Consider the following 25,911-nt stretch of genomic DNA (forward strand, 5'->3'; position numbering starts at 1 on the left):
CTGTCCGACGCCCGCCGTGAGGCGGGCTAGTTAGGGCCGGTGATGTCTTGGAGAGGGCTTTCTTTGGGCACCTTTCTTTCGCCCGTGAAAGAAAGGTGCGAGAGCGCGGCGCTGGCGCCGCAAGACCCGGTGCCACCACGCGCGACGAGGCCGAAATCAGGGCCTTGGGGCAAACCCCCCATTCTGGCCTTCCCCCTTGCAGGGGGAAGGAGTCCGTGATCGAGGCCGCCGGCCGTCAGGGCTGCCACTCCACCAATGCCGCGCTGCGCGGACCCAGCACCAGCGTCCCCTCCTCCAGCCTGGCCTCGCCGCTGACCACCGCCAGCGCGCCCTGGCCGGGCAGGGGCAGACGCCACTCGGCGGCGGGGTCCGTGTTGAAGGCGGCCGCCGTCCGGGCCTCCACCGAAGTCCACGCCAGGCGCGCGCCCGTCGGTTCTCCCAACAGGGTGCGGGGCGCCGTGGCCAGGGCGGGCCGCCCGCGGCGGAAGGCGACGGCCTGCCGGTAGAGTTCCACCAGCGGGGCGTTGATGGATTTCAGCCGCCAGTCGATCCAGTTGGTGGCGTTGTCCTTCTCATAGCTGTTGTGGTCCACCCGTCCGCTGCGCGTCTCATGGCGGTTGCCCGCGGCGATGAGCTTGCTGCGGCCCAGCTCCTGGCCGGAGTGGATCATGGGCACGCCGGCGCTGGAGAGCAGATGCAGGGCGGCCACTCCGTGGAGGGCCAGCTCCTCGGCCGTCAGGGTCTGGTAGGCCAGGCGGTCGGCCACCGGCCGCTCCTCGTCGGCCAAGCCCAACCCCAGCTTGATCCAGTCACCCAGATCGTGGTCGTCGTGGGCCGCCACGTAGTTGGTTGACTGCAGGGGGTCCGGATTGGGGCCGCCCGCCTCGCGGCGATAGCCCTGCACGCCCAGGGCCAGGCGCTGGATGGAACTCTCGCCGTGCAGGCGGCCGAAGAGGAAGCCGGCCCCCTCGGCGGGATGGCGGCCACGCAGGTCCACGCGGTACTGGTCGTTCCACCAGGCCCAACCCAGCCGGGCGAAGCGCTCCGGCTCGTAGCGCCCGCCGCCCCAGGGTTCGGCGGTGAGGTAGAGGCCGCGGGTGGCACAGACGTCCCGCACCTGGACCAGGGTCTCGTCGTCCAGCATGGCGCCCAGGTCGAAGCGGAAGCCGTCCACGCGGTACTCGTCGGCGAAATGGCGCACACTGTCCAGGATCAGGCGGCGGACGAGGGGCCGCTCGGTGGCCAGGTCGTTGCCGCAGCCCGAGGCGGAGCTCATCACGCCGTCGTCGCCCAGGCGGAACCAGTAGGCCATGTCCAGGCACTTGAGCGGGTTGCGGTCGTACTGGGAGACATGGTTGTAGACCACGTCGAGGATGACGGCGATGCCCGCCTGGTGGCAGCGATCCACCAGCTCCTTCAGTTCCCTTGCCTGCCGTCCGTCCAGGCCGCACCAGCCGCCGGGGCGGAGGCTCTGCCCGCTGCCGTAGTAGCTCTCCGGCGCCAGGAAGTAGCTGGTCATGTAGCCCCAATGATTGCGCTCCCACGGGTTCCACGTGTTGCGCACCGGCGTGGCGGGGCTGTCGAAGTCCGGCTCGATGTTGCCGAAGTCCTGCAAAGGGAGGAACTGCACGGCGCTCACGCCCAGGTCCCGCAGGTGGGCGAGGCCGCCGGCGGAGGCGCCGCTGAAACCGGGATAGCTGCCGGCCAGGGCTCCGGCCCCCGCCCCCGGGCCGCAGGTCAGGTCCCGCAGGTGGGCCTCCAGGATGACCAGGGTCGAGGGGTGGGGCGGGCGCCAATCCGTCGCCTGCCAAGGGTGCGATTCGTCCACGATGAGGGCGCGCCCGGCATGGTCGTGGTCGTTGCGCGTGGCCACGGCCGTGGCCCAGGGGTCGGCGAACTCCAGGGCCGGATCCGTCCAATCCGCCACGCCGGTGGCCGAATCCAGGGACCAGGTCCAGGCCATGCCGGAACCGGCCTCCGGGCAGCCCACGCTCCAGCTGCCGTCGGCGGCGGGAAGCGCCTCCCGGCTGAGCAGGGCCTCCGGCGCGTCGGCCGCGGCGTAGAGGTGCAGGCGCACGGCCCGGGCGCGGGGGGCGAAGAGGCGGAAGACGGCCACCCCGTCCACTTGGCTCATGCCCAGAGGCTGATCACACTGGAAGCTGTCCAGCACGGCGCCCGGGATGAGGGGCAGGCGGCTTCCGTCCCTGAGCACGACGGCATGCTGGGCCCTGAGGTCCGGGGCGCGTTCCGGGCGCAGGCTCCAGCGCTCCTTGTCCAGACGCTCGGCCTGCAGCGCCAGGGAGCCGCGCCGCCCGTCCCGCCCCCATTCCTCCAGACGCGCCCCCTTGGGCACCAGCCGGCCGGCCCCGCTCATGACCAGGAGCAGGGACTCCGTCCACTCCACGCGCTGGGCGTGGGCCAGTCCGGCCAGCAGGGACAGCAGCAGGAAGAGAAAGCGCTTCATCTCACTTCACCAGCATGATCTTGCGCGTCTCCCGGCGGCCTCCCATCGTCGCCTGCACCACATAAGCGCCGCTGGCCTGTCCCGCGGCGTTCCACTGCAGCACGCGCCGGCCGGCCGGAAGGACGCCCTGGGCCAGCAGGGCGACCCGCTGCCCGGCCAGGTTGAAGACCTCCACCTTCACCAGCTCCGGCCGCGGCAGCGTAAGGGGCAGGGAGACGACCGGGTTGAAGGGATTGGGCCAGGCTTCGCCCAGGGTGAAGTCGAGGGGCTGCCCGCCCGGTGCGGGCAGGTCCACCAGCGCCGGCTCGTCGGCCAGCAGCAGCCAGCGGGGTTCCCAGGCCTGCAAGGAGAGGGTCAGCTGGGCCGGGGCGCCTTCGCCGTATTCCACCACCTCGCCGTTGAAGAGGTCCGTCAGGTACCAGACTCCCCCCGCCATGCCCCAGTCGGCGATGGGCAGGGTGAGCTGGGCGCCGCGCGCGTTGTCGCTCAAGTTGAAGGCGCAGAGGACGACGCCCTCGGCGGCGGGATCCGCCGGCACGCGGGCCAGGCTGTAGACCTGGCTGGGATCGTTGTTGACCAGCTGCTCGGCCCGGGGGGTGCGCAGCTGGGGGTGGGCCGCGCGCGTCTCGCAGAGGAGGCGGTAGAAGGGCCTCATCTGGAGCGGATCGGACCAGTTGATGAGGCCGCGCGGGGAACTCTCGCCCACCTCCTGGCCGGCATAGATCATGGGCACGCCGGGCAGGCTGAAGAGGATGGCCGCCGCGCACTTGGTCTGTGCCGGCGTGTGGCCGCTGATGTAGCGCGCCTCGTCATGGTTCTCGAGGAAGCGGAAGGGCAGGCCGTTGTCGGGAAACCAGAAGCCCAGGTTGCTCACCCGGTCGTGCAGGGTGGAGGGCGCCACCGTGCCGATGGGGCCCAGGGCGTTCCAGAAAAGGGGCCAGTCATAGGCCAGGTTGAAGCGGCCGTCGAAGATGGGGAAGTCCGTCGCCCCCGCCTCGGCCAGGAGGAAGAGGTCGGGCCGCTGCCGGCGGATGGCGCGGCGCCAGTCCCGCCAGAATTGCCCGTCCCGCTCCATGGGCCCCCAGGCCACGTCGCAGCGGTAGCCGTCCACCCCCAGCTGCTCGACCCAGTAGCGGCTGAGCAGGGCCGCCTCGCGCTTGAAATCCGGGTTGGAGACGTTGAAGTTGGGCAGGCTGGTCCAGTCGTAGTAATACTGGTGGCTGCCGTCGGGATTCCACATGTAGTAGTGCTTCGTCAGGGCGTCGTTGCCGTAGAGCTGCGCCTCCACCATCCAGGGGTGGTCGATGGAGCTGTGGTTGAGCACCATGTCCAGCACCACGCGCAGGCCGCGCTCGTGGGCCGCCTCCACCAGCTCGCCGAAGTCCTCCAGGGTGCCGTAGTCCTGCTCGATGGCGTAATAGTCGTTGATGGCGTAGCCGTGGTCGCTGGGGCCCTCGAAGACGGGCATGAACCAGATGGTGTTGGCCCCCAGCTCGACGATCTCGTCCAGGCGCGCCGTCACGGCGGCCAGGTTGCGGGCTGGGTCGAAGCTGCGCACGAAGATCTCGTAGACGATGGCGTCGCGGACCCACAGCGGATGGTCGTTCTGGCCCACGGCGCGGGCGCTTCCGTTCTCCACCTCGAAGAGGCCGCGCGCCGTGCCCGTGTTGGCCTGGGCGTCGGTGACGGTCAGGCGCAGCCAGTAGGCGCCATCCACGGCGGGCAGCTGCGCAATGGCGGCGATGCTCTGCTGGGCGTCGACGATGGCGACGGGCGCGGGGTTGTCCCCCTCCATCTCCCAGAGCCAGGAGACGATGTCCCCGTCGATGTCCACCGTGCCCGTCCCGTAGAGGTTGAGTGTGCCGTCGACCAAGGTCATGCTGATCTGGGGCTGCGGGGCGTGGTCGCGGACGAGGATCGTCTCCATCGCCGAGCTGCTCCCCCAGAAGCCGTCGCCGTCCTGGGCCCGCGCCTGGAAGCGGTTGAGCCCCTCCACCAGGTTGGCCGTGGTGCTCCATTGCCCGGCCGTGAGGTCCAGGGCCACGCTGTCCCGGCCGGCGGCGTGCTCGCGCACCAGCCAGACCGGCCCTTCCGTGTTGGCCGTGGCCGTGCCGCGCAGGGCGCGCGTGGCCGTCACGGTGGTGCCGCCGCGGCTGAGGATGCGCACGACGGGACCGGGCGCCGCCATGTGGGGGCCCACATCTTCCGGGCGCACGGCGGCCAGGCCGCGGCCCACGGCATCCAGACGGGCCGTCCGCCCCAGTGATGAATTGCCCAGGATGGGGTTTTCGAGAGCGGCCGGGCGCACCAGCGCCGCGTCGTAGACATCGCAGTCCCAGGCCTCGGCCAGGCCGCCCTGGGCCGGACCCACTTCGGTGACGCCCCCGGTCACGGGCGCCACGCCGGTGATGGAGGCGAAACAGGCGAGGTACCACTCCTCCTGCCAGCTGCCCAGGCGCTCTTCAAGCAGGTCCATGGGCAGGTTGGCGACCAGGGTCTGGCCGCTGGTCCACACCGTCACGGGCGCTCCCGCCGCCACCGGGCTGTGTCCGCTGAGCAGGCGGTTGTCCTGGTCCGGGTCCAGGTGGGGACTGGAGGGCTTGAGCAGGAAGAGGCCGAGGCCGCCCAGGCTCCAGTCCGGCGTGTGCAGCTCCTCGCGCAGGTGGTCGTCGCTGATGGTGGCCGAGGGCGACGGGAGCAGCAGGAAGTGGATCCGCGTGTAGTCATGGAGCAGGCGCAACTGCACGCGGACCTGCAGCGTGTCGCCCAGGGCCGCCTCGCGCAGTTCGATGCTCTCGATGTCCGTGTAGCCGCCGAAGGGGGTCGGGTAGCTGTAGATCCCGGGCCCGTCGTCGTCGCGGGCGGCGTCCAGCGCCAGCCAGCCCTCCGGCTGCAGGGCTCCCGCCCAGCGCGCCACGCGCGTCCCGCCCGCCTGGTCGACCAGGGTCGCCTCCACGCGCCGGACGCCGGGGGCGTCCAGGGCCACCTCCAGGCGCAGGGAGTCGCCGTCCCAGCTGTGCGGCGCCACGGTTCCGTTGACGCGGACCTCGAAAGCCGCCGGGTTGAGCGGCGTTCCGGTGTCGCCGGGTCGCAGGCCCAGGGCCAGCGGGACGAGGGCGGGCTCCCGCCAGGTCGCGAGATCAGGGACGGACCAGCCGGTGGGGAGGGGCAGCGGGTCGGGCAGCAGGTCCAGCATGCTGTTGTTGTTGTCGTTGGAGTTCATGCGCGGGTTGTCGGGGTCCGGCGTCCACTGGTTGCCGTTGACGACGAACTTGTACTGGTAGGCCCCCTCCTGCAGGACGCGCTCCACGCTCCAGGTGCCATCGGATCCGGCCGTCAGGGGCGTGGCGGTGGAACTCCAGCCGTTCATCGTCCCCGCCAGGTTGACCTGTGTCACCGGGCGCGGCCCGCTGTAGAAGGTGCTGCGCGGGTCGAAGACGAAGCGCTGCCAGACCTGGGCGAACTCGGGCGGATCCCCGATGTAGAGGTCCCAGTTGGCGCCGCCGTTGCTGTCCCAGGCCGTGCCGTTGGTGAAGACCCAGTGCAGGCTGGCGATCCCCTCCGCCGCCGGGATCTGCACCCGCCAGATGCCACCGCCCTGGTCCGTCATCGGACTGCGCACGGCGTGGCCGTCGCCCGTGGGCACCGTGCCGGCCGGCCAGATGGCCGCCGGCGGCTCCACCCAGTTGCCGTGGCCCGCCTCGTTCACCCCCCAGTGCAGAATGACCGGACCGGCAGGGAGGGTTCCCGGGGCGATGTTGTAGAAGATGCTGACCAGGTCCCCCGTCTCCGGTTCGAGGGGGGCCCACCAGCAGGCCACATCGGCGGACAGGTAGTCCACGATCCAGTTGGCGCCGCCGTTGTTGTCCCAGTTGCTGCCGTCCGTGAAGACGAAGGCGATCTGCTGCATGGGCTCGACGGAGGGCAGGGCCACCTGGAAGAGACCGGCGCCCTGGGCCGGCATGGGGGATTGCAGGGCGAAACCGTCGGGGGTGGTGGACCCCGCCGGCCAATTGACGGCGGGGGGCAGGCTCCAGTTGCCCGTGTCCGGGTCGCGCAGGCCCCAGTGCAACCTCACCTGGGCGGCCCCGTCGGGCAGGGCTCCGGCCACGGCATCGTAGGTGATGGTCAGGGTCTGGCCGATCAGGGGGGCGGCCGGGTCCAGCACCACGACCTGGCCCAGCGCCAGGGGGGCGGCGGCCAGGTGCAGCAGAAGAGTCAATGACTTCATGATGGATCCTATCGACTTGGGGTCGAAAGGTAGGAATGTGGCCCCGGGCTCCGGGCGGTTCAGGGGGCGCTTCCGCTCCGCAAGGGGGCTGGTGGGTCCACTCATCCTCGGCCGCCCTCTGCCGGCGGCGGAGGGGGGTCGACATGACCTGCTGATCGCATGCCCTGTCAGGGTCACGCCGGGCCGGTCGGCCAGGTTCTCAAGGACGGCTGGGGCGACCGGCAGCGATCCTTAGAGCGAGCAGCCGCAGGTGGCGGTGAAGCCCAGCTGTTCGAAGGCCTCGCGCGGGATGGAGGGACCGCGCCTTGTGCAGTGCCGGTTGAAGGCCTCCACCGTGAGGGCCGCCACATCCAGGGCGCTGCGGCTCTCGATCATGGGCCGGGGCAGGGTCCAGGCCAGGTCCCCGTCCTTGAAGAGCGCCAGACAGGGGCTGGAGGGCGGCAGCGGTCCCAGGTAGTCCCGCACGCGCTTGACCGCCAGCTTCTCCATGCCGGCGAAGGCGGCGACCAGCTGGTCGGGGATGAGCTCGTTCTGCAGGGCCAGGGCCACGCCGGGCCGGGCGTTGCCGGCCGCGCAGCCGCACACGCTGTTGATCATCACCAGCACGGTTCCTTCCCGGGCACCAAGGGCCGCATCCACATCCGGCTCGTGCAGCAGTTCGCGGAAACCGACGGCCAGCAGTTCCTCCCGCATGGGCTGCACGGCCACCGGATCGTAGTTGGGCATGTCGGACCAGGTCATGTCGACTCCTTTAAGGACTTTTTTGGTTCTGTTTTATGGTAAAATAAAAAGACCTGTTGCCAAGGACAAGCCTTAAGTCACATCGACCTGCGCGGGTGGTCTGCCCCGCCCGTCGCCTGGTCCGCCGCATCCCCCCAGGTCAGGCATGCGAGGTGGGATGGGTAGGACTGTCAGTAGCGGAACTCCAGGGAGACGCGATGGCTCGGCCCCAGCGCATGGCTGCCGTAGGCGTAGTTGACCAGCGCGTGGCGCAGGCGCAGGCCCGCCCCCATGCTGAAGGCGGCCTCGCCGAAGTCGGGGGAGGCCACGCCGCCCCTCAGAAAGAGCAGTTGGCGCAGATCCAGCTCGGTGCCCAGGTGCCAGGTGCCGTCGTAGAGGTCGTCATACTCCATCGCCACCCGCCAGCCCAGGTGCAGGCGGCGCAGCTCGTCCTGCCAGGACAGGCCAACCCGCGTGGCCGCCGGCAGGGGGTCGGCCTGACCGGAGGGCGTGTCCCAGGCCAGGTCCTGGGAGACCAGATTGTGGCGGACGATGGCCAGCACCAGTTCGCGGCGGCCGGCGGCGGCGGCCTTGACCGGCTCCGCCATCATGAGCTTGACGCCCACATCCACGCCGCTGCCCGAGGCGCTGGCCGCGTCCAGGCTCTCGCGGATCATGCGCAGGGAGCTGCCCACGGCCAGGCGGGCGGGCACCCGGTTGCGCACCAGGCCGCGTCCCATCAGGATGTCGAACCAGAACTCGCGGGAAAGCCCCACGGTCACGGCGGTGGATCGGCTGTCGAAGGAGCCGTCGGCCACGCCGGTGGAGCGGTCGTCGGGATTGCTCAGATCCCGCCCCTGGGCCAGGGCGGCGTAGCGTGGAATGTCCGTCACCAGGTTGGCCTGGGCGCCGGCGCAAAGGGCCCAGCGTTCGCGGACCCGCCACTGCAGCGCCGCGCTTTGGTAGGTGGAGAGGCCATCGAAGAGGCTGACCCCTTCGGCGTAGAGCTTGAGCGGCTGCCCGTCGAGGACGAGGGCCGGGTTCCAGAAGAAGCTGGTGGCGCCCGATTTGCTGGTGGACCAGGCGCCCGCCATGCCGGCGGCGTCGGCCCCCGTTCCCAGGTGGACGAAATCCGCCGCGTACTCGCCGCCCCGCGCCACGGCCGCCATGGCCATGAGCAGGGCCGCCGCCAGCAGGTGGCGCGGCGGGGCAGGGTGGGCGCTCATTTCAGCCTCGCCAGTTTGAAGGTCTCGTCGATGGATCCATTGCCGCCGGCCACCACCCGCACGAAGTAGACGCCGTTGGCCACCTCCCGGCCTTCCTGGTCGCGCCCGTCCCACACCAGCTCGTCGTATCCCAGGCGCGGCGTGGGGACGGACAGGCGCCGCACCAGGCGCCCGGAGGCCGTGTAGATCTCGAAGCGCAGGCTGCGCGGCAGGTTGCTCAGCTGCCAGGCGAGCACCGTCTCGTTCTGGAAGGGGTTGGGGTGGTTGGCGAAGAAATCCAGGGACAGGTCGGTGGCCACGCGGAAAGCCGTCTCCAGGTCGGCCCCGTTGCCCAGGGCGTCATGGACCTGCAGGCTCAGCTCATGCTGGCTGCCCGGCTCCAGGCGGCCCGGGCTCCATTGCACGTGGAGACCGGTCGTTCCCTCGCCCACCTGCAACTGCTCGGCGGGGACCGCTTGCCCGTTCAGGCGGATGAGCGGGGCGGCGCGCCCCTCGCCCAGGTCGATCCCGTCCGGATCGGACAAGTAGAACTGGAAGACCGGCTCGCGGGCCACCATGTCGCCGCTGGCGAACCATTGCCCGGCCACCTGCACGGCCAGGGCGGGACCGGTCTGGTCACGCAGGGCCACCGGCGCCAACCAGCCAGGTTGCAGGGCCAGTTGGCTCTGGATATCCCATCCATTCGCGCTGCTGTCCACCGTGCCGGGCTGCACCACCCACAGGCCGCGGTCCGGGATCCAACGGGCCAGGGCCTTGGGCAGCGTGTCGCCCAGCACGCCGTCGTTGAACTGGAAGCGGGCGCCGGGCCGGATGAGGCAGCCCAGGCGGCCATCGGCGGGCCGCAGGTCGCTGACGGGCCGGGCGGCGGAGCGGGGGGCCAGGTCCAGGGGCCGCCACAGGCTGTCCGAGCCGGCCGCCAGCAGGAAGCCCAGCCCGGGCTGGCCCTGGGAGCTTTCGCGCAGACCCGTCTGGGCGCTGGCGTGGAGCGCCGGGTTCAACTGGGCCGCTTCCTGCAGCCTTCCCGCGGGCAGCTCCAGGCGCCAATGCCCCGTCCCGTCCAGCCCCAGCGCACCGCCGGAGCCGGCCCCCGGCGTCAGGAGCAGGAACTCGTCGGCCAGCACCAGGGGGTCCACGCCGCTCAGCTCGGTCCCCTCCAGCCAAAGTGGCCCCGCCGTGAAGCGCAGGCGCTGGGGGCCGGGCCCCAGCGCCACCGGCTGCTGGAAGTGCTGGGTGCCGGGACCGGCCGGCAGCCGGCCCTCCCACAGATTGACCCAGCCGCCGCTCTCGATTTCGCGGGCGAGACGCAGACTGGCCTCGTCCACGGGCTGGCTGGCCGACACCGACCAGCGCAGCGCCGCGGCCAGGCTGTCTTGCTCCGCCCGGACCGTGATCAGCGTGTCCACGGCGCTGAGGCGCTCGTTGTCCAGTACGCTGACGAAGGCGCCAGGCAGCTCGATCCAGCCGTCGCGGATGCCGTTGCCGTTGAGATCCTGGAAGGGTTCCCCGGCGTCGGCCAGGCCGTTGCCGTTGATGTCGTTGAAGGGTTCCCCGGGCGGATCCCACTGGCCATTGCCGTTGACGTCCACATAGGGTTCGCCCGCGTTGTAGCTCCCGTTGCCGTTGCTGTCGGTGTAGGGCTCGCCGTCGTAGATGCGCATGCGGTAGATGAGACCGTGCAGCTGATAAGGCGGCCAGGTGTTGACCGGGATCTCCCAGCCACTCATCCATTCCCGGGTGAGTTGGCGATAGGTGCTCGTGCTATGGGCCGGCAGATGGGCGATGCGGCGGGTGAAGCGACCATCGCCCAGGGCTTGCATCCACATGCGGGCCAGGCTGTCCGGCCAGAAATTGGTCAGCACCTGGACGGAATCCACCGCGAGGGGGGACTCGAAGGAAAAGGTGAGCGGCGCCCCCGCCAGGCCACGCGCCGGCTGGTGGTCGGAGATGCCGGCATAGGGCAGGTTGAGGAAGAGGGGCAGATAGCCCGTCACCCGACCGGCGGGCGTGTTCATGGCGAGGAGGAGGCGGGCCTTGCGGGCCTCGGTGATGGCCGGCAGCGTCAGCGTGACCGTCTGCCCGTCGCTGAAGGCCTGGTTCCAGACGCGACGCTGGTTCCCCTGGAAATTGGAGGGCCGGCCGTCGTAGGGAAGGAAGGTGATCTCCAGCGTGCCGCCCAGCCCCGGCGGGTCCGTGCGCACCACAAAGGTGGCCGGGTCGTCGCTGCCCAGCATGAGCAGGGCCGGCTCCGCCGCCAGTTTGCGCCGCGGCAGGGCCGGCACCAGGGCGGGATCCCCCTGCAGGTTGTACATGTGGATGACGTCCGCCGTGCCGGGCGAGAGCAGCAGCGTGTTCTCCGTCAACTGGACGATCTCGCCGAAGCTGAGATGGGCGGGATCGTACTGGTTGAAGAAGTAATGGGTCATCAAGGGGTTGTCCACATTGATGGTGGCCTTGGCCGAGGAGGCGTAGTAGGCGATGGCCCCGGCATTGGCCTTGTGCAGCAGCAGCTCGGACATGGCCGAGGAGTCCGGGTTGTCGTAGTCGCCCACATTGCAGGACCAGGCGAAGCAGATGGGATACATGCCGTTGTTGGTCAGGAAGCGGATGTCCGTGGAGCGGAAGAGGCTGCTGGACGAGTAGATGCTGCGCGAACCGTGACCGTTGTAGTTCAGCACCGAGCAGCCGGCGTTGAAGAGGTCGATGAAATCCAGGGCGCCGCCGCGGTAGGGCGAGTTGCCCCGCACGTGGATCTGGGCCACGGGGTAGTCCCGGGGCACGATGTAGCGCGCCACCAGCTCGTTGCCCACCTCGAAGGCCTGCTCATTGCCCTGGTCGGCGGCCATCACCTGGGTCTCCATCCAGCGGCCGGCGTTCTGTCCTTCGCGGTATTGCCGGTGCTTGGCCAGGAAGGCGTCCAACTGGGTCGAGGTGTGGACGGAGATGCGCCCCACGAACAGGTCCTGGAAAGTGTCGGGCACGATGCCGACGACCTGGCCGCCGAAGGTGCGCAGCGTGTCCTGGCCCACCAGGTAAGTGAAGGGCTCGTCCGTGGCCGTGGCGCCCGAGGTATTGGTCTGCGTCCACCAGGTGGGCACCTGGGTGCGGTAGAGGGGCTCCCGGGACAGCTCCATCTGGTTGGCATAGCTGGCCTTGCCCACCAGGGTGAGGTAACTGGGCGAGGGGGCCTGCCAGGCCGTGAAGGCGTGCTGGACGAAATCCTGCAGGGCCTGGGCGCTGAGCTGGCCGCCGCCGAACTCGCTGTAGACGGCCTCGATGTCCACCAGCTTGACGCTCATGCCCTGGCGATGGAAGTCGGCCAACTCCTGCAGGCGGTTGTGATAGCTGGCTGGCGCCACGATCAGGTTGTCCGCCTGCTGGCCCGTGTCCCGCAGCCGCGCGTTGGCATGGCGCACGATGCGGGCCGGTGGCTTCAAGGCGGTAATCGGGGAGATGAACAGGTCCCCTTCGCCCGCCCCGGCGTGGAAGCGCACGGCGTCGGAGCGGCCCGCCACCGGCTCCGCGCCCAGCAGGCGGAAGCCGTCCTCGCGCAGCAGCAGGGGATTTGTGTCGCTGAGGCCGCCCACCACCGCGTTGCCCGCGGCCAACTGGGCGAGCGGCGCTTGCAGCTGGCCATCGTCCAGGACAAGCAGGGAGCGCAGGTAGGCGATGTCCATCCAGTTGAGGTAGAGCAGATCGCTGCTCTGCCCGCGATCCAGCGGCAGTTCGAACTCCAGGGTGATTTGCCGGCGGTCGGCCAGGGCGCCGGGAGGAAGGGGATACCAGTTGGTGATGGTCTCGCGCTGGTTGCTCGCCTCCAGGTCGCCCACCCACTGTCCGTCCAGGCGCACCACGGCGTGGTGGTCGGCGCCGGGGATGTTGACGATGGAGTTGCCGCGAATGGCAAAACGGATGTGGTCCAGTTGGTCGCCCGCGCCGCCCAGTGCGTCGTTCACAATCACATTGAGGTTGAAGGTGGCGGGCGTGCCCACCGCCGTGAATTGCCGCCACAGCCAGTGGTCGCTGTACTCCGGCCCCAGGGGCTCGTTCTCGAGCTGGGTCCAGATCGCATCCCGCTCGAAGTGATGCATGTGGCGGTAGTGGTCCAGGTCCTCCAGCAGGGCCTCCGGCGCGGCGGTCTGGTCGATGAAGCGCCGGCCAGTCCCCCGGCCCCACGTCAGGAAATAGGCCCGCTCCGGCCCGTAAAAGGAGGTGGGGAAGTGCTCGCCCACCCGCTTGCGCCCGGCGAAGACGAAGAAGTCGGTTCGATGGAGGACGCCGTCGGCGCCGTCCTGCATGAACAGGGGCACTTCGCGTCCGTCCTCCCACAGGGAGAGCGTGGCGGGGTCGATCCCCGCCAGGTCCACTCCCGCCTTCTGCAGATCCTCGCCCGTCACCTTGACCAGCCCGTCCTCGTCCACCATCAGCCGCAGGATCCAGTCATCGTCCAGGGCGGGATTGAGGTTGGCCAGGGCGCCGCGGGATTCGCCGGCCAGGTGGCGTGGATCCCGCCGCCAGCCCCTGGCCTGCTCGTGGTTGAGCAGCAGGCGATCGAACTGGCGCTCGAAGACGGCGGATTCCCGCCAGGCCCGCCCCGGGCGGCTGTCGGCCAGGGCCAGGCGGGCCTGTTCCTGGGCATCGGGCAGGAAGACCAGCTGGAACTCCAGGGCGGAGATCCGGCGCCAGGATCCGGTGAAGACGGCCAGGTCGACGGCCAGCCGCTGGATCTTCTGGGAGCGCATCCAGCCCAGGTCGAGCAGACGCAGGCCGGGACGCTCCGGTGCGCCGGACCGCCCCAGGCTGTCCACCGCCGTGCTCTCCCGGAGAGGGGCGGGCCAGGACTCCTCACGCAGCTCCTCGCGCAGGATGCGCAAGCTGGGCCGGGTGCCCGGGGGCACGGCCAAGCTCAAGGGCGCGCTCAGCCAGGCGGCCTCCCCCTCCTGGAAAAGGCTGGCCCCCCGGGAATGCAGCTGAGCCCGTTCCTCGCCGTCAAGCTCGACGGGCAGCACGAGCAGGTCGCTGCAATCGATGCGGACCGTGACGGCCTGCTCGCTCTGCTCCACCAGGATGGCTTCGAAGGCGCGGGCGTCGCCCGCCAGCAGGAGAAGCGTGAGCAGGGGCAGGATGATCTGCTTGAGCGGGCCGACCGCCCGCGAGGGCCGGCCCGGGAGCGGGCAGCTTGGGAGCATGGGCGAACCTTGAGTTGATGACCAGTGCGCGGACCACCGCCGGTGGACGACACGAGCCTGGTGCGCGCTTCCGTCGCAGGGCCTTCCCTCCATCATCGGTACGATGGAGGGGGACCTTCAGCCTGACGCCAGCAAGGTATCAAGGTTCCGAAGCACATGCTCCCGTCTGGATGGTCCGCGGGAAAGGACGGGCCGCCCCTCCCTAAAAGCGCTTGTTCTCTCCGGCCACCGGGGTGTAGGTCGGCACCAGGGCGCGCAGGAGCCGCAGCAGCTCCTCGTCGCGCCCTTGATCCACCATGGCCAGCAGCTCCTCGAGCCGCCCGTTGAGCACCACGGCGTCCGCCTCCTGGTCGGGCACGGCCACGCTGATCTTGACATGGCGGGTGGGCAGCAGGCGCTCGCCGGTCACCCACAACTCCTCGCTCATCTTCTCCCCGGGACGGAGGCCGACGATCTCGATGTCGATGTCCACCCCTTCCTGCAGACCGCTCAGGGTGATCAAGTTGCGGGCCATGTCGATGATCTTCATGGGCGTGCCCATGTCCAGGACGAAGATCTCGCCCCCCTCGCCCAGGGCGGCCGCCTGGATGACCAGCTGGACGGCCTCGAAGATGGTCATGAAGTAGCGTTCGATCTCAGGGTGCGTGATGGTGATGGGGCCGCCGGCGCCGATCTGGCTGCGGAAGAGGGGCACCACGCTGCCGGCGCTGCCCAGCACGTTGCCGAAGCGCACGGTCATGAACTGGGTGGCGGAGCGGGAGTCCAGCTCCCGCACGAGCAGCTCGGCCACGCGCTTGCAGACGCCCATGGTGCTGGTGGGGTTGACCGCCTTGTCGGTGGAGATCATGACGAACTTGTCCACCTGGTGCCGGTGGGCGGCCTCGGCCAGCAGCCGTGTGCCCAGGATGTTGTTGCGCACCGCCTCGTCGCGGTTGCGCTCCATCATGGGCACGTGCTTGTGGGCGGCGGCGTGGAAGACCACGGCCGGCTTCCAGGTCGAGCAGAGCCACTCCACCCGCCCCGCCTCGACGATGGAGCCCACCACCGGATCGATGTGGTGGCGGTCGGGCCTGGAGCTGAACTCCTGCATGAGGCTGTAGAGGCCGTTCTCGTTGTGGTCGAAACAGATGAGGCGCTTGGGGCCGTAGGCCAGGACCTGGCGGCACAGCTCGCTGCCGATGGAGCCGGCCGCTCCCGTCACCAGCACCACCTGGTCGGTGATGATGCGCCCGATGGAGGGCAGGTCCAGCTTGACGGCATCCCGCCCCAGCAGGTCCTCCAGCTGCACTTCCCGCAGCTGGCTGACCGAGACTTTGCCGTCGATCAGGTCGCGCACGCCGGGCAGTTTGCGGAAAGTGACGTTGTGGCGCCGGCACTGCTCCACGATGCGCCGCACCAGTTCGGCGGGGGCGTTGGGCACGGCGATGAAGACCTGGTCCACGTCGTAGGACTCGAAGACCTCGCCCAGCATCTGGCTGTTGCCCAGCACCAGCACCCCGTGGATCTGCTTGTGCAGCTTGCCGGGGTCGTCGTCGAGCAGGCCCACCACCTCGTAGTTGGAACGCGGGTTGAAGTGGATCTCGCGCAGGATGGACTCCCCCGCGTCCCCGGCGCCCACGATGAGGACGCGCGCGGCTTCGGGCAGGGCGGTGGGCCGGTAGCTGCGCAGGGCCCGCACCATGAAGCGGCTGCCGCCGATGAAGATGATGTTCAGCATCCAGTCGACCGGCATCACCCATTTGGGAAAGTCCTGGTAGGCTTCCACATGCAGGCCGCGAAGCAGCAACAAGAGGAAGAAGAAGAGCAGGCTGCCCAGGGAGACGGCGCGGAAGATGTTCTTCAGGTCGTCGATGGAGGCATACTTCATGATGCCGCGGTAGAGGCCCGAGAAGTTGAAGACGAGGAGGCGGACGGGGACCATGAGGGCGAGACCGGCCAGGAAGCCTGTCACCATGCCCGGCGCAATGCCGCCACCGCCCAGCATGAGGAAGGCCAGGAAAAGCGAAACGGCGGAGATGCCCACATCCATGGCAAGGATGAGGACGCGCCGGTAGGGGTTCAGTCGCTCGAGCAGGTCCAAGGCAGTCCTTCGCTGTGGTGCGCGCATCCGGGGCCGGCGGTCAGGACAAGTACAGACAACAAAGCGCCCCCTGCCAGCGGTAGCTTGACGGTGGGGCGGCCTACGCTGGCCAAGGAAAGCAAATCCTTGTGAAGATTCAACCTACTTGCCTTTGAGCAGGGCGCCCAGGGTGCGCAGGATGACCCCCAGATCCGTCCGCCAGGAGGCCTGGGCGGCATAGTCCAGGTTGATGCGCAGCTTGTCGCGCATCACTTTCTCTACATAAGTCCGCTCCGGGTCCGGCGTGCGGGCCAGGATCTCCGCCTCATGCCGGTACTTGATGCTGGCCAGGTCGGTGATCCCCGGCCGCAGGGCCAGCACCCTCCGCTCCTCCTCTGTGTAGAGGGCCACGTAGCGCGGCACTTCCGGGCGCGGCCCGACGAAGCTCATCTCGCCCTTCAGGACATTGAGCAACTGGGGCAGCTCGTCCAGCTTGGCGGCCCGCAGGACCCGGCCGCTGCGCGTGATGCGGGGATCGGCCCCCACCGTGATCTGTGGTCCGGCCGGATCCTGGCGCATGGTGCGGAACTTGAGGATGTGGAAAGGCCGGCCGTGGCGGCCCACCCGCTCCTGGCGGAAAAAAGCCGGCCCGGGGCTGTCAAGTCAGATTCAATGTAGTGCCCGAGCGGAGGCGAAGGAATATATGAAGAGCTTGACCTGGAGGCCGTGGTCAGCCAGCCGCTGCGCAGGGTCTCCACCACCGCCTCGATCTCCTGCTCCGTGATGTCGGGCAGGCAGAAAGGAATACGCTCGCTCATATCCATCCCTAAATCTTCTCATCGATATCGATATCGATATCGGGGTCCAATTCAACGCTGAACAAGCTCAGTCGTCACCTGCCACGATGAAGGGCAACCCGTCAGGCGGCCAGCAAGGGAGCCAAGTCCTCCCGCGTCACTACATCCAGATGAAAATCTTTGAGGATCCGATTGATGATCTCGGCGCTCACCCGCGCCGGATCCGTCAGTTCCAGTCCAATGGGCCGACCATCTTTGTGGAAATCCACCACGATTCCAGCCTCCCGCTCCACCGAGTGGTCACAACGGTCCTGTGTCCGGCGTGGCAGATACAAGTAGGCGGCCAGCACTTTGCCATGCCGATAGGTGACTTCGAGATACATGTCCTTCATGCTCATGTGTCCAGATCCCTCCATGCCGTGACGACCACCACCACCTCCCTCCACGCGCCGGGCACCAGCCAAAGGAAGGACATTTCGCCACGTAGCCCTCAACGGGGATCATGGGAGGACTCGCTATCGATCCCGATCCCTATCCCGATACCGATACCGATAGCGATCCCGATAGCGATTCTCTTGGCGAACACCGCATCAGGCCTTGGCGATCTTCTCGCGGCCCTCTTTGACGTGCTTGGTGGCATTGCGCGTGTCCAGCACCAGGCGGGAGTGCTTCACCACGAAGGCGTAGTCCACGTCGTCGTGGTCGGTGGAGATGAGCACGGCGTCGTAGGTGGCCAGCATCTCCGCCGAGAGGGGCACGCTGCTCAAGTGGATGTCCGCCCCGTGCTCGTCGTGGTAGACGGGGATGTAGGGGTCGTGGTAGTCCAGCTTGGCCCCGCGGTTGACCAGCTGCTCCACCAGCTTGATGGAGGGCGACTCCCGCATGTCGTCGATGTTCTTCTTGTAGGCCATCCCCAGCAGCAGGATGCAGCTGCCCTTGAGGCTCTTCTCGTGGCGGTTGAGCTCGTGCATGAGGCGGTTGGTGACGTAGCGCGGCATGCCCGTGTTGATCTCGCCGGCCAGCTCGATGAAGCGCGTGGTCATCTCGAACTCGCGGGCCTTCCAGGTGAGGTAGAAGGGGTCGATGGGGATGCAGTGCCCGCCCAGGCCGGGGCCGGGGTAGAAGGCCTGGAAGCCGAAGGGTTTGGTCTTGGCCGCCTCGATCACCTCCCAGATGTCGATCCCCATGCGCGTGAAGACCATCTTCAGCTCGTTGATCATGGCGATGTTGACGGCGCGGTAGATGTTCTCGAGCAGCTTGGTGGCCTCCGCCGCCCGCGTGCTGGAAACCATCACGGTCTGCACGATGACGTGGTCGTAGACCGCCTTGGCGATGGCCGAGGCCTCCGGCGTGAGGCCGCCCACCACCTTGGGGATGGTGCGCGTGTTGTAGGTCTCATTGTTGGGATCCTCGCGCTCCGGGCTGAAGGCCAGCCAGAAGTCCTTTTCGGCGCTGAGGCCGCTCGCCTGCTCCAGGATGGGACGCATCACCTCGTCCACCGTGCCCGGGTAGGTGGTGGACTCCAGCACCACCAGCTGCCCCTTGCGCAGGTATCGGCCGATGGTCTCGGTGGCGGCGATGACCGGGCCCAGGTCGGGCTCCCGGTACTTGTTGAGGGGCGTGGGCACGGCGATGAGGATGGCGTCCACCTCGGGCAGCCGCTCGAAGGCGGTGGTGGCGTCCAGCAGGCCCGTGGCCGCCGCCTGGGCGATGCGCTCGGTGGGGATGTGCTTGATATAGCTCTTCCCCGCCTTGAGGAGTTCGCACTTGCGGGCGTCCAACTCGAAGCCGACGACCTTGATCCCGTTCTCCACGAACTCCAGGGCCAGGGGCAGGCCGACGTAGCCCAGCCCGATGAGGCCGACCGTGAAATCCTTCCTGGCGATGCGCTCCAGCATGGTATCTCCTCATCACATGATTCCGGTGTCGAGTCTTCCGTCCCATGATCGGACGGGAATGTGCCAAACTTCAGCCTGGCTGAAGCGATGCATCAGGCCATCCAGTCGTGTGATCCTATTTCCCAAGTGGCCTCTTGCGCGAATCGCGTTGAGAATTGGCAACAAGGTCGAGATTGTCAGGCTGCCCGGGTGAAAACCAAACTTTCCAGTGTTGCACAGGGCGATCAATCAAAAGGGAGGCATGTGCTTCCTTCAGGCCAAGTGCATTTTCTTCGTGAATTCCCCAATGCGCCAACCGATAACATCAGGGACGGCTTGGCAAGGCAGGATGGTTTCCATATGAATGGATCCATTTGCATATTCATGGCGAACCATAAGCAACAATCAGGCAACATGCGCACTACCACCATCCGTCAGCCGGGAGGCCGTGAAATGGGCATGCCGGCACGATTGAAGAATGTCCTGACCCTTGTCCTGGTCGCGCTGGTGGCCGCGGGCTGCAGCCTGCGCCAGCGCCAAGGCATGGAGGCTGATCCCCAGAATCCCCCAATGCTCTCGGTCGGACAGGAATCGCCGGATCTGTCTGTCATGCACATGGCGAAAAGTGTTGAGCGCCCCCGTCCCGCCGCCCAGTACCGCCTCACCCCCGGCGACCAGCTGCAGGTCCGCTTCCCCGACCTGCAGGACATGGACTTCACCGCTGTGGTGCGGCCGGACGGCTACATCACCTCGCCCCGCTATGGCGACCTGCCCGCCATGGGCTGGACGCCCGCCCAGCTGGCCGACTCCATCGCCACGGCCTACGGACGGGAGTTCCTGGCGCCGCGGGCCACCGTGCAGGTGACGGATTTCGGGCCACAGCATTTCTACGTGTTCGGCGAGGTGAAGAGTCCCAACCGCTACACGCTGGACCAACCCCTCGAGCTGATCGGCGCCATCACGCGGGCGGGCGGCTTCCTGCGCTCCGCCGTGCCGGGCAACATCGTGGTGGTGAAGGTGGGGCCGGACGGCCGCTACGCCTTCAGCCTGCACGACCTGGAGGACATCCTGGGCAGCACGGCTCCCCCGGTTTGGCTGGAGGCGAACGACATCGTGGTCGTGCCCAAGAGCGCCATCTCCAACGCCGCCGACTTCGTGCGCGACTACGTGATGACCTTCATCGCGCCCATGGACGCCTTCTTGCGGGGGCGCTACTACTGGCAGCTTGCTGAGAACAACACTCCCTAGAGTCGAGGCGGTCCGACGGCATGTATCTGTCGCACTTTCATCTCAGCGACGAACCCTTCGCCATCACGAGCGATCCGCGCTTCCTCTGGCTCAGCCCGCACCATGAGGAGGCCTTCGCCCACCTCCTTTATGCCATCCAGCAGCGCAAGGGCTTCGCCGTCCTCACCGGAGACATCGGCACGGGCAAGACCACGCTCATCAATGGGATCCTGGACCGCCTGGGGGACACGGTGCGCACCGCCGTGGTCTACAATGCTTCCCTCGACACGGACGAGCTGCTCCACTACATCTTCCGCGACTTCGGCCTGGAGCCCCGCCAGCGCACGCGCTCCGAGGCGATCATCGACCTCAACGACTGGCTGATGCGGCAGGCCGAGGCGGAGATCAACGCTGTGATCGTGGTGGACGAGGCGCAGAACCTCAGCCTGCGCACCCTGGAAGACCTGCGCCTCCTCTCCAACATGGAGACGGCCCGGCGCAAACTGCTGCAGATCATCCTCGTCGGCCAACCCGAGCTGAACGACAAGCTGGCCAGCCCCGAGCTGGCCCAGCTCCAGCAACGCATCGCCATCCGCTACCACCTGCGGCCTTTCCAGCCCACGGAAACCCGGGAGTATGTGCGGCACCGCTTCCGCCTCGTGGGCGGCGACCCCTCCCAGGTCTTCGCGGTGGAAGCGCTGGACCTGCTGCACAGCGCCGCCGCCGGGGTGCCCCGCGTCATCAACCAGATCTGCGACACAGCCCTGCTCAAGGCCTACAGCCGGGGCCGGGCTCTCATCGACGAGGCCTTCCTGGCCGAGGTGTTGCAGGAGGACTTCGCCTTCCGTCCCCTCCCGCCGGGACTGAAGGGCCGGGACACCGGGGCGGGACAGGTGGCCGTGGCTGCCAAGCCGGTTGCCCTGCCCCGCCCAACTGCCCCGGCGTCCAGGCCCGCTCCCTGGATGTGGCCAGCTGTTGCCGCCTTGGTGGTGCTGGTCGGGGCTGTCCTGGCCTGGCGCTGGCGGCAGGAGTCCCCGGCCGGGATGGAGCCCGCCGTTGTAAATGACCAGATCCAGGAAACCCAGGCCGAGCTGGCCCGCCTGCGCGCCGAGCTGGTCCAGCGGGACTCCCTCGTCCTGGTTGCCGCCGCCCGCGCCGATTCCGTCGCCCATGTGCTGGCCCGGCAGGCGACTGTGACGGCAACCGGGACAGCCGGCAGGGACCGCGTCGTCACGGTGCCGGCGGAGCGGGAGGGTTGGGTGACCTTCCGCATCCGCCGCGACGACACCCTGACCCGCATCGTCCAGCAGGTCTACGGGCGCGACGATTGGCGGCTGGTGGAGGAGATCCTGGCCGCCAATCCTTTCATCACGAACCCGAATTCGATCCGCATCGGCGATGAATTGTTGCTTCCACCCGCTGTGAAGCGGAACTAGCCTGGGGGAACCGTGTCCGTTTATCGTGACATGCTGAAAAAGATCGATGGGCATCCTCAGGAGGAGACAGCCGCCGCGTCTCCGTCCACGTCGGCACCCTCCATGCTTTCCCTCCCGGGAATGGAGGGCATGCGCGCGGACCTGGAATCATTGAGTTCCCAACTCGAGCACATGACGGACCGTGTCCGCAGCATCGCCTTCTGTGGCGTGGACACGGGCGTCGGCGTGAGCAGCATCGCCCTGACCGTGGCCCAGCAATTGTCCGACCTGCACCCGGGCCAGGTCATCTTCCTGGATGTCAATTCACGCTCCCAGCGGGCCAGTCTGGTGGAGGCCCAAAGTGCGCCGGACTCCTTCCTGGAGCATCACACCAGCGGCGGAGCGACCGGAATCTACCGGGATGGGCCGCTGCATCTGCTCAGCGCCAGGGGGGATCGCCGGGCCCTGGGCCGGGTCAAGGCGGCCGATCTGGCCCAGACCCTGGCCCGATTGAAGGAGCAGTACCGCTGGGTCATCGTGGACGCGCCGCCGGCCAGTTTTCCGGAAAGCTTGCTGTGGGCATCATTGGCTGATGCGGCAATTTTAGTAGTGCAGTACGGCAGGACCAGGAGACAAACGGCTCAGACATTCAGCGAACAAATGAGATCTCTTAATGTTAATCTAATCGGATCTATAATTAATCGCAGAGTGTTAGTAATTCCTTCATGGATGTATCGCAAACTGTTCGCTTAAACCGGGGATTTTCATGACCTCTTCACAACACATAACATTGCGTGATATGCTGATTATCGTCTTCCGTTACAAGAAGACATCAGTTGTCATATTCACCACCTCTCTTATCATCGCAGCGTTGTCGGCGATGACCGCCGATAATAAATATGTATATTCAACTAAGCTGTTAATAAATACTAAGATAAATCAACCTCGATTGAACCTGTCCGATCAGCAGACTAGAATGTCATTAAGTGAACTGATTAATACCGAGTTGGAGTATATCAAGTCGGATCTGATAATTAACGCAGCCATCCACGCCTACAATACAGATCTCCCATCCGCGCCCATCAGCCACAACGAGGTGCTATCCGGGCTGTCGGCCACGAGCACGCAGAACAGCAGCATCATCGAATTGGCTTTCCGCTCACGCGACGAGAATCAAGCTAGTAACCTGTTGCGCCACGTCCTGGCCGTCTATTTGCGGGCCCGTACTGGCAACAGCAACCAAGACACCAGGGAGGTGAACCATTATCAGGGGTTGCTGAACGACATCAACGCCAGAATCGATTCGCTGTCGCACATCATAACCGACGGCGACTTTTTTGCCAACCTCTCGCTGACCAACGAAGTACGGGCCGCCTTGACACGCGATCTCTCCGAGATCAACACCCAATTCCAGGCGCAGCGGGTCATCGCTGAGAAACTGGATTTCGAGTTGGAGCAGCTGAAGTGCCTGTTGACCAGCACGGACTACCGAAACATCCCAACCCCCTTGCTGGAGGACGAGCAGTTGCTGGCCCTATGCACCACAGCAATAAAGCAGGAGCAGGAGCTGCAGACGAACAGTCAGTTCGTGGCGGACTCACGTCCTATGCAGATCCTGCGGAACAATTTGGATAGGACCAACCAAGCCATTGGCTTTCGCCTGGCGACGGTACAGCAGTTCAAACAGTCGCTGGCCAAGGACATCGCCGGCAGGATGCTGCAACTGCAAGACCTCCGGAAGGAGATCGAGCATCAAATGACCTTGAACTCCAAGAACTCAATCATCTCCAACAACATGAACAATTCGCTGAGTGATCTGGTGGCGGTGCGCACTGTGTTAGTACGCCAATTGGAAGAAGCTACTATGCGGGCCAACCAATCTGCGTCGCTCACCTTGGAAGTGCTGGACTATGTGAATCGCAACAGCAAGCTTGAATGGCCCATCAAGAGCATCGCGTTAATTGTGATTCCCTTGATAGGCCTACTCACATCTCTACTAATCCCCTTCTATTTGAATGCGGTTTCCGGTGTAATTCTGACCAGCCGCGATGTAGAGAAACACACCGGGCTTAAAACCTTGAGTATTGTCAACGAACTATAATTTCCATGCAACAAATCATAGTCATCATTATTATTTTCACTGCTATTTTAATTGGTCTGAGGCGACCGTGCTTTGCCTTTTCAACTTTTTTACTAGCTGGTGCGTTCAAGGCAGATCCCAGAGTGGTTTTTATTAGTATTTACGTCGATTTTACTATTTTATTCTCCGCTATTACCATCATAGGCATATTTCGTCAATACGAGGAAGATGCCATTAACAGGTTAGCCTTCTCATGGTCATTCATCATTTATTCCACAATTAGTTTAATGATGCTTATTTCCTTATCATACACGAGTAGCCCACATTACGGATTGGATAAAACCTTCCGCTTCATAGCCTTCATTGGTTTAGCTACCATTTCACCGTTTTTCCTTTTCAAGAAGAGATCCGACCTGTGGTGGTTCATTGCTCCGTTCATCGTGATGATGTTGTTGCTGAATATAGACCTTATCACAAGCGGTGAGGAGAATGACCGGCGGGTTCGCGCCTTAAGCGCAAACTACCTGGCTTTCGGGCGCATCAATGGCGTGGCCCTGTTCTTCTCTCTTTACCTCATCACACAATGGAAGAAACCTTTCGTCCGCCTGCTGCTCCTAGCTTCTATGGCTTTGTCTCTGTATGGAGTGGTCAGCGCCGGTGGTCGCGGCCCCTTGCTGGCCACCATAGCAACCTTGGCCCTGGCCTTCCTTCTGCACCAGGTGGGCAAAATCAACCACTCACTGCGGGGCGACACGACTGGCCTGGGACTCTTGGACATGTTGCGTTCGGTGGGGGCGATTGCAATGACTGGCGGTGCATTTGTCATGGCTTTCTTGTTGGCACAGCGGTATTTCGCCCAGGAGTTAGCCCGCTATCAGTTGGCCTTGAGCGGAGGTGGTGAATCCATCTTCACGCGTATTTCCTTTGCCAGAACAGCTTTGAACACTATCAATAGTTCCGAAGGACTGTGGGGCGTTGGCGTGGGTGGATTTAATGCACTGGTAGAACGGCCCGATACCGCGCAAGGAACCTATCCGCACAACATGCTACTTGAAATCTGGGTGGAATTGGGCGCTCTTGTCTTGATCGTCTTCCTAATCGGCATCAATATGACCATGCTTCGTTGCGTCTTCAAGTCGTATACGATATTTTCCGCCGAGATAAGATTACTAGTACTTCTGTTTGTATTCGCCATCGTCAATGCACTTTTCAGCGGCAATTTAAATGACAACCGATTTGTTTTCACCTTCCTCGCAGCCTTGGAGGCGTTCATCCTCCTAGCACACCAGTATGATACTTAAGGCGATGTTAACAACCATATCGAATTCATCAACTGCCTGTGCGAAAGGATCACGCAACATCTTTTCTGGAAATTTGCTTCAGGCCGTCGCGGGTTGTGTCCTCCCAGGTGATGTAGCGTTTTCTCTGTGAGAGCCAGCGGGTGTCCAGTTCCATCAGGACCGCGGATCCCAGGCGCAGCAGGGATTCCTCGTTGCAGAACAGGCTGCAGACGCGGGTCCTTCGGAGGAGTTCCTGTTGGACATTGCGTTCGGTCATGTTCGAGGTGCGCATCTTGCGGCGGTGGCTGGAGGGCAGTTCGTAGACCGTGAATCCCTCCGGGATGTTGGCTTCCAGCCAGTCCGCGAGCTTGGGGGCCGATGGCCGGTAGCGGGCGACCAGGCGGTCCAGTTGCTGCTGGGCGTCCTCCCGGGAGCTGCTGCTCCACACACTGCGCAGGTCCTCGCCCAGGATGGCTTTCTGGCTCCGGCGCGGGCAGTGGTCCTGGGCGTTCCGGGACAGGTGCGCCTGACAGCGCTGCCAGCGGACACTGGGCAGGACCTTCTGGCGTGCCGCCTTCAGGCCGCTGTGGTCGTCGCTGACGATGTACTCGACGCCGTGCATGCCCCGCGCGCACAGGCTTTCCAGGAAGCCCCGCCAGTGGACCTCGGCTTCGGAAAGGGCCACGCTCAAACCCATGACACGTCGGGTGCCGTCCTCCGTGACGCCGACTGCGGACAGCAGGGCGCAATCCACATAGGCCCCGCCCATGCGGACCTTCTCGTAGCGTGCGTCCAGTTGCAGGTAGCGGACACGCCCCAGCCGGCGCTCACGCCAGGCCGCGAGTTCCTCGTCCAGCAGCTTTGCGGCCCGGCTGACCTGGGTGGAGCTGACGGACATGCCCAGGCACTTCTCGAAGACCGCTGTCACCTTGCGTGTGGAGATGCCTCTGAAGTACATCTCCCCCATGCAGGTCAGCAGGGCGCGCTCGCTGAGCAGCCCCTTCTCCAGGGCGGAAGGGTAGAAGGACTCCCCGCTGCCGTCGGTCATCACCGCCTGAGGCACTGACACGGCCAAGGGGCCAAGCAGGGTGCGGACGGTCTTGGGTTTGTAGCCATTGGCCACGCCGCGGCGCTGGTCGCTGCGCTCATACAACCTGGCCTGCAGATGGTTCTCCCGCTCGAACTGCATCGCAAGGTTCAGCAGCTGGGTCATCGTCTGGGCCATTTCCGCTGTGCCATGGGTCGAAACCAGATCCATTAGCAGGCCGAGTGTGGTAGTTTCGTCGTTGCGGGTCATGCGTCCTCCTGGTGTTTGTTGTGATTCACCAAGAATGGACAATTGGCCCGCG

14 protein-coding genes and 1 pseudogene are annotated in these 25,911 nt (G+C 66.0%); 5 read left to right on the forward strand and 10 right to left on the reverse strand.

Going from position 1 to position 25,911, the window contains the following annotated elements:
• Positions 1–235: 235 nt before the first annotated feature.
• The 9 genes and pseudogenes from Q8O14_12235 to Q8O14_12275 form a co-directional block, all read right to left on the reverse strand.
• Complete coding sequence (locus Q8O14_12235) at positions 236–2,464, reverse strand: alpha-amylase family glycosyl hydrolase (protein ID MDP2361496.1); 2,229 nt, start codon at positions 2,462–2,464, stop codon at positions 236–238.
• Position 2,465: 1 nt separating this feature from the next.
• A complete protein-coding gene (locus Q8O14_12240) occupies positions 2,466–6,695 on the reverse strand; it encodes an alpha-amylase family glycosyl hydrolase (GenBank protein ID MDP2361497.1) in 4,230 nt (1,409 codons plus the stop codon).
• A 231-nt stretch (positions 6,696–6,926) separates the two neighbouring features.
• Complete coding sequence (locus Q8O14_12245) at positions 6,927–7,436, reverse strand: BrxA/BrxB family bacilliredoxin (GenBank protein ID MDP2361498.1); 510 nt, start codon at positions 7,434–7,436, stop codon at positions 6,927–6,929.
• 170 nt (positions 7,437–7,606) lie between these two features.
• Positions 7,607–8,641, reverse strand: a complete 1,035-nt coding sequence (locus Q8O14_12250) for a hypothetical protein (GenBank protein MDP2361499.1) — start codon at positions 8,639–8,641, stop codon at positions 7,607–7,609.
• Positions 8,638–13,827, reverse strand: coding sequence for a C25 family cysteine peptidase (locus Q8O14_12255; GenBank protein MDP2361500.1), 5,190 nt, complete (start codon positions 13,825–13,827; stop codon positions 8,638–8,640). Before Q8O14_12255 ends, Q8O14_12250 begins: the two co-directional genes overlap by 4 nt.
• Positions 13,828–14,029: 202 nt before the next feature.
• Positions 14,030–15,907: a nucleoside-diphosphate sugar epimerase/dehydratase gene (locus Q8O14_12260; GenBank protein ID MDP2361501.1), complete on the reverse strand. Its 1,878-nt coding sequence runs from the start codon at positions 15,905–15,907 to the stop codon at positions 14,030–14,032.
• Positions 15,908–16,048: 141 nt separating this feature from the next.
• A pseudogene (locus Q8O14_12265) lies at positions 16,049–16,555 on the reverse strand (sugar transferase).
• 250 nt (positions 16,556–16,805) lie between these two features.
• Positions 16,806–17,081, reverse strand: coding sequence for a DUF2283 domain-containing protein (locus Q8O14_12270; protein ID MDP2361502.1), 276 nt, complete (start codon positions 17,079–17,081; stop codon positions 16,806–16,808).
• A 192-nt stretch (positions 17,082–17,273) separates the two neighbouring features.
• Positions 17,274–18,581 carry a nucleotide sugar dehydrogenase gene (locus tag Q8O14_12275; GenBank protein MDP2361503.1) on the reverse strand — a complete coding sequence of 436 codons (1,308 nt, stop codon included), beginning with the start codon at positions 18,579–18,581 and terminating at the stop codon, positions 17,274–17,276.
• Between the two features lie 594 nt (positions 18,582–19,175).
• On the opposite strand from Q8O14_12275, the gene Q8O14_12280 reads away from it, so the two are divergent.
• The 5 genes from Q8O14_12280 (at position 19,176) to Q8O14_12300 (ending at position 24,583) form a co-directional block, all read left to right on the forward strand.
• Complete coding sequence (locus Q8O14_12280; GenBank protein ID MDP2361504.1) at positions 19,176–19,808, forward strand: polysaccharide biosynthesis/export family protein; 633 nt, start codon at positions 19,176–19,178, stop codon at positions 19,806–19,808.
• A gap of 20 nt (positions 19,809–19,828) precedes the next feature.
• Complete coding sequence (locus tag Q8O14_12285) at positions 19,829–21,223, forward strand: AAA family ATPase (protein ID MDP2361505.1); 1,395 nt, start codon at positions 19,829–19,831, stop codon at positions 21,221–21,223.
• Positions 21,224–21,352: 129 nt separating this feature from the next.
• On the forward strand, positions 21,353–21,955 hold the full coding sequence (locus tag Q8O14_12290; GenBank protein MDP2361506.1) for a hypothetical protein: 603 nt from the start codon (positions 21,353–21,355) through the stop codon (positions 21,953–21,955).
• A gap of 13 nt (positions 21,956–21,968) precedes the next feature.
• Positions 21,969–23,303, forward strand: coding sequence for a hypothetical protein (locus Q8O14_12295; protein MDP2361507.1), 1,335 nt, complete (start codon positions 21,969–21,971; stop codon positions 23,301–23,303).
• 5 nt (positions 23,304–23,308) lie between these two features.
• Positions 23,309–24,583 carry a hypothetical protein gene (locus tag Q8O14_12300; GenBank protein ID MDP2361508.1) on the forward strand — a complete coding sequence of 425 codons (1,275 nt, stop codon included), beginning with the start codon at positions 23,309–23,311 and terminating at the stop codon, positions 24,581–24,583.
• 49 nt (positions 24,584–24,632) lie between these two features.
• Here Q8O14_12300 and Q8O14_12305 read toward each other — a convergent pair whose 3' ends face one another.
• Complete coding sequence (locus Q8O14_12305; protein ID MDP2361509.1) at positions 24,633–25,859, reverse strand: IS256 family transposase; 1,227 nt, start codon at positions 25,857–25,859, stop codon at positions 24,633–24,635.
• Positions 25,860–25,911: the final 52 nt, after the last annotated feature.

The organism is bacterium, assembly GCA_030685015.1.
In the GTDB taxonomy this organism is placed as follows: domain Bacteria; phylum CAIWAD01; class CAIWAD01; order CAIWAD01; family CAIWAD01; genus CAIWAD01.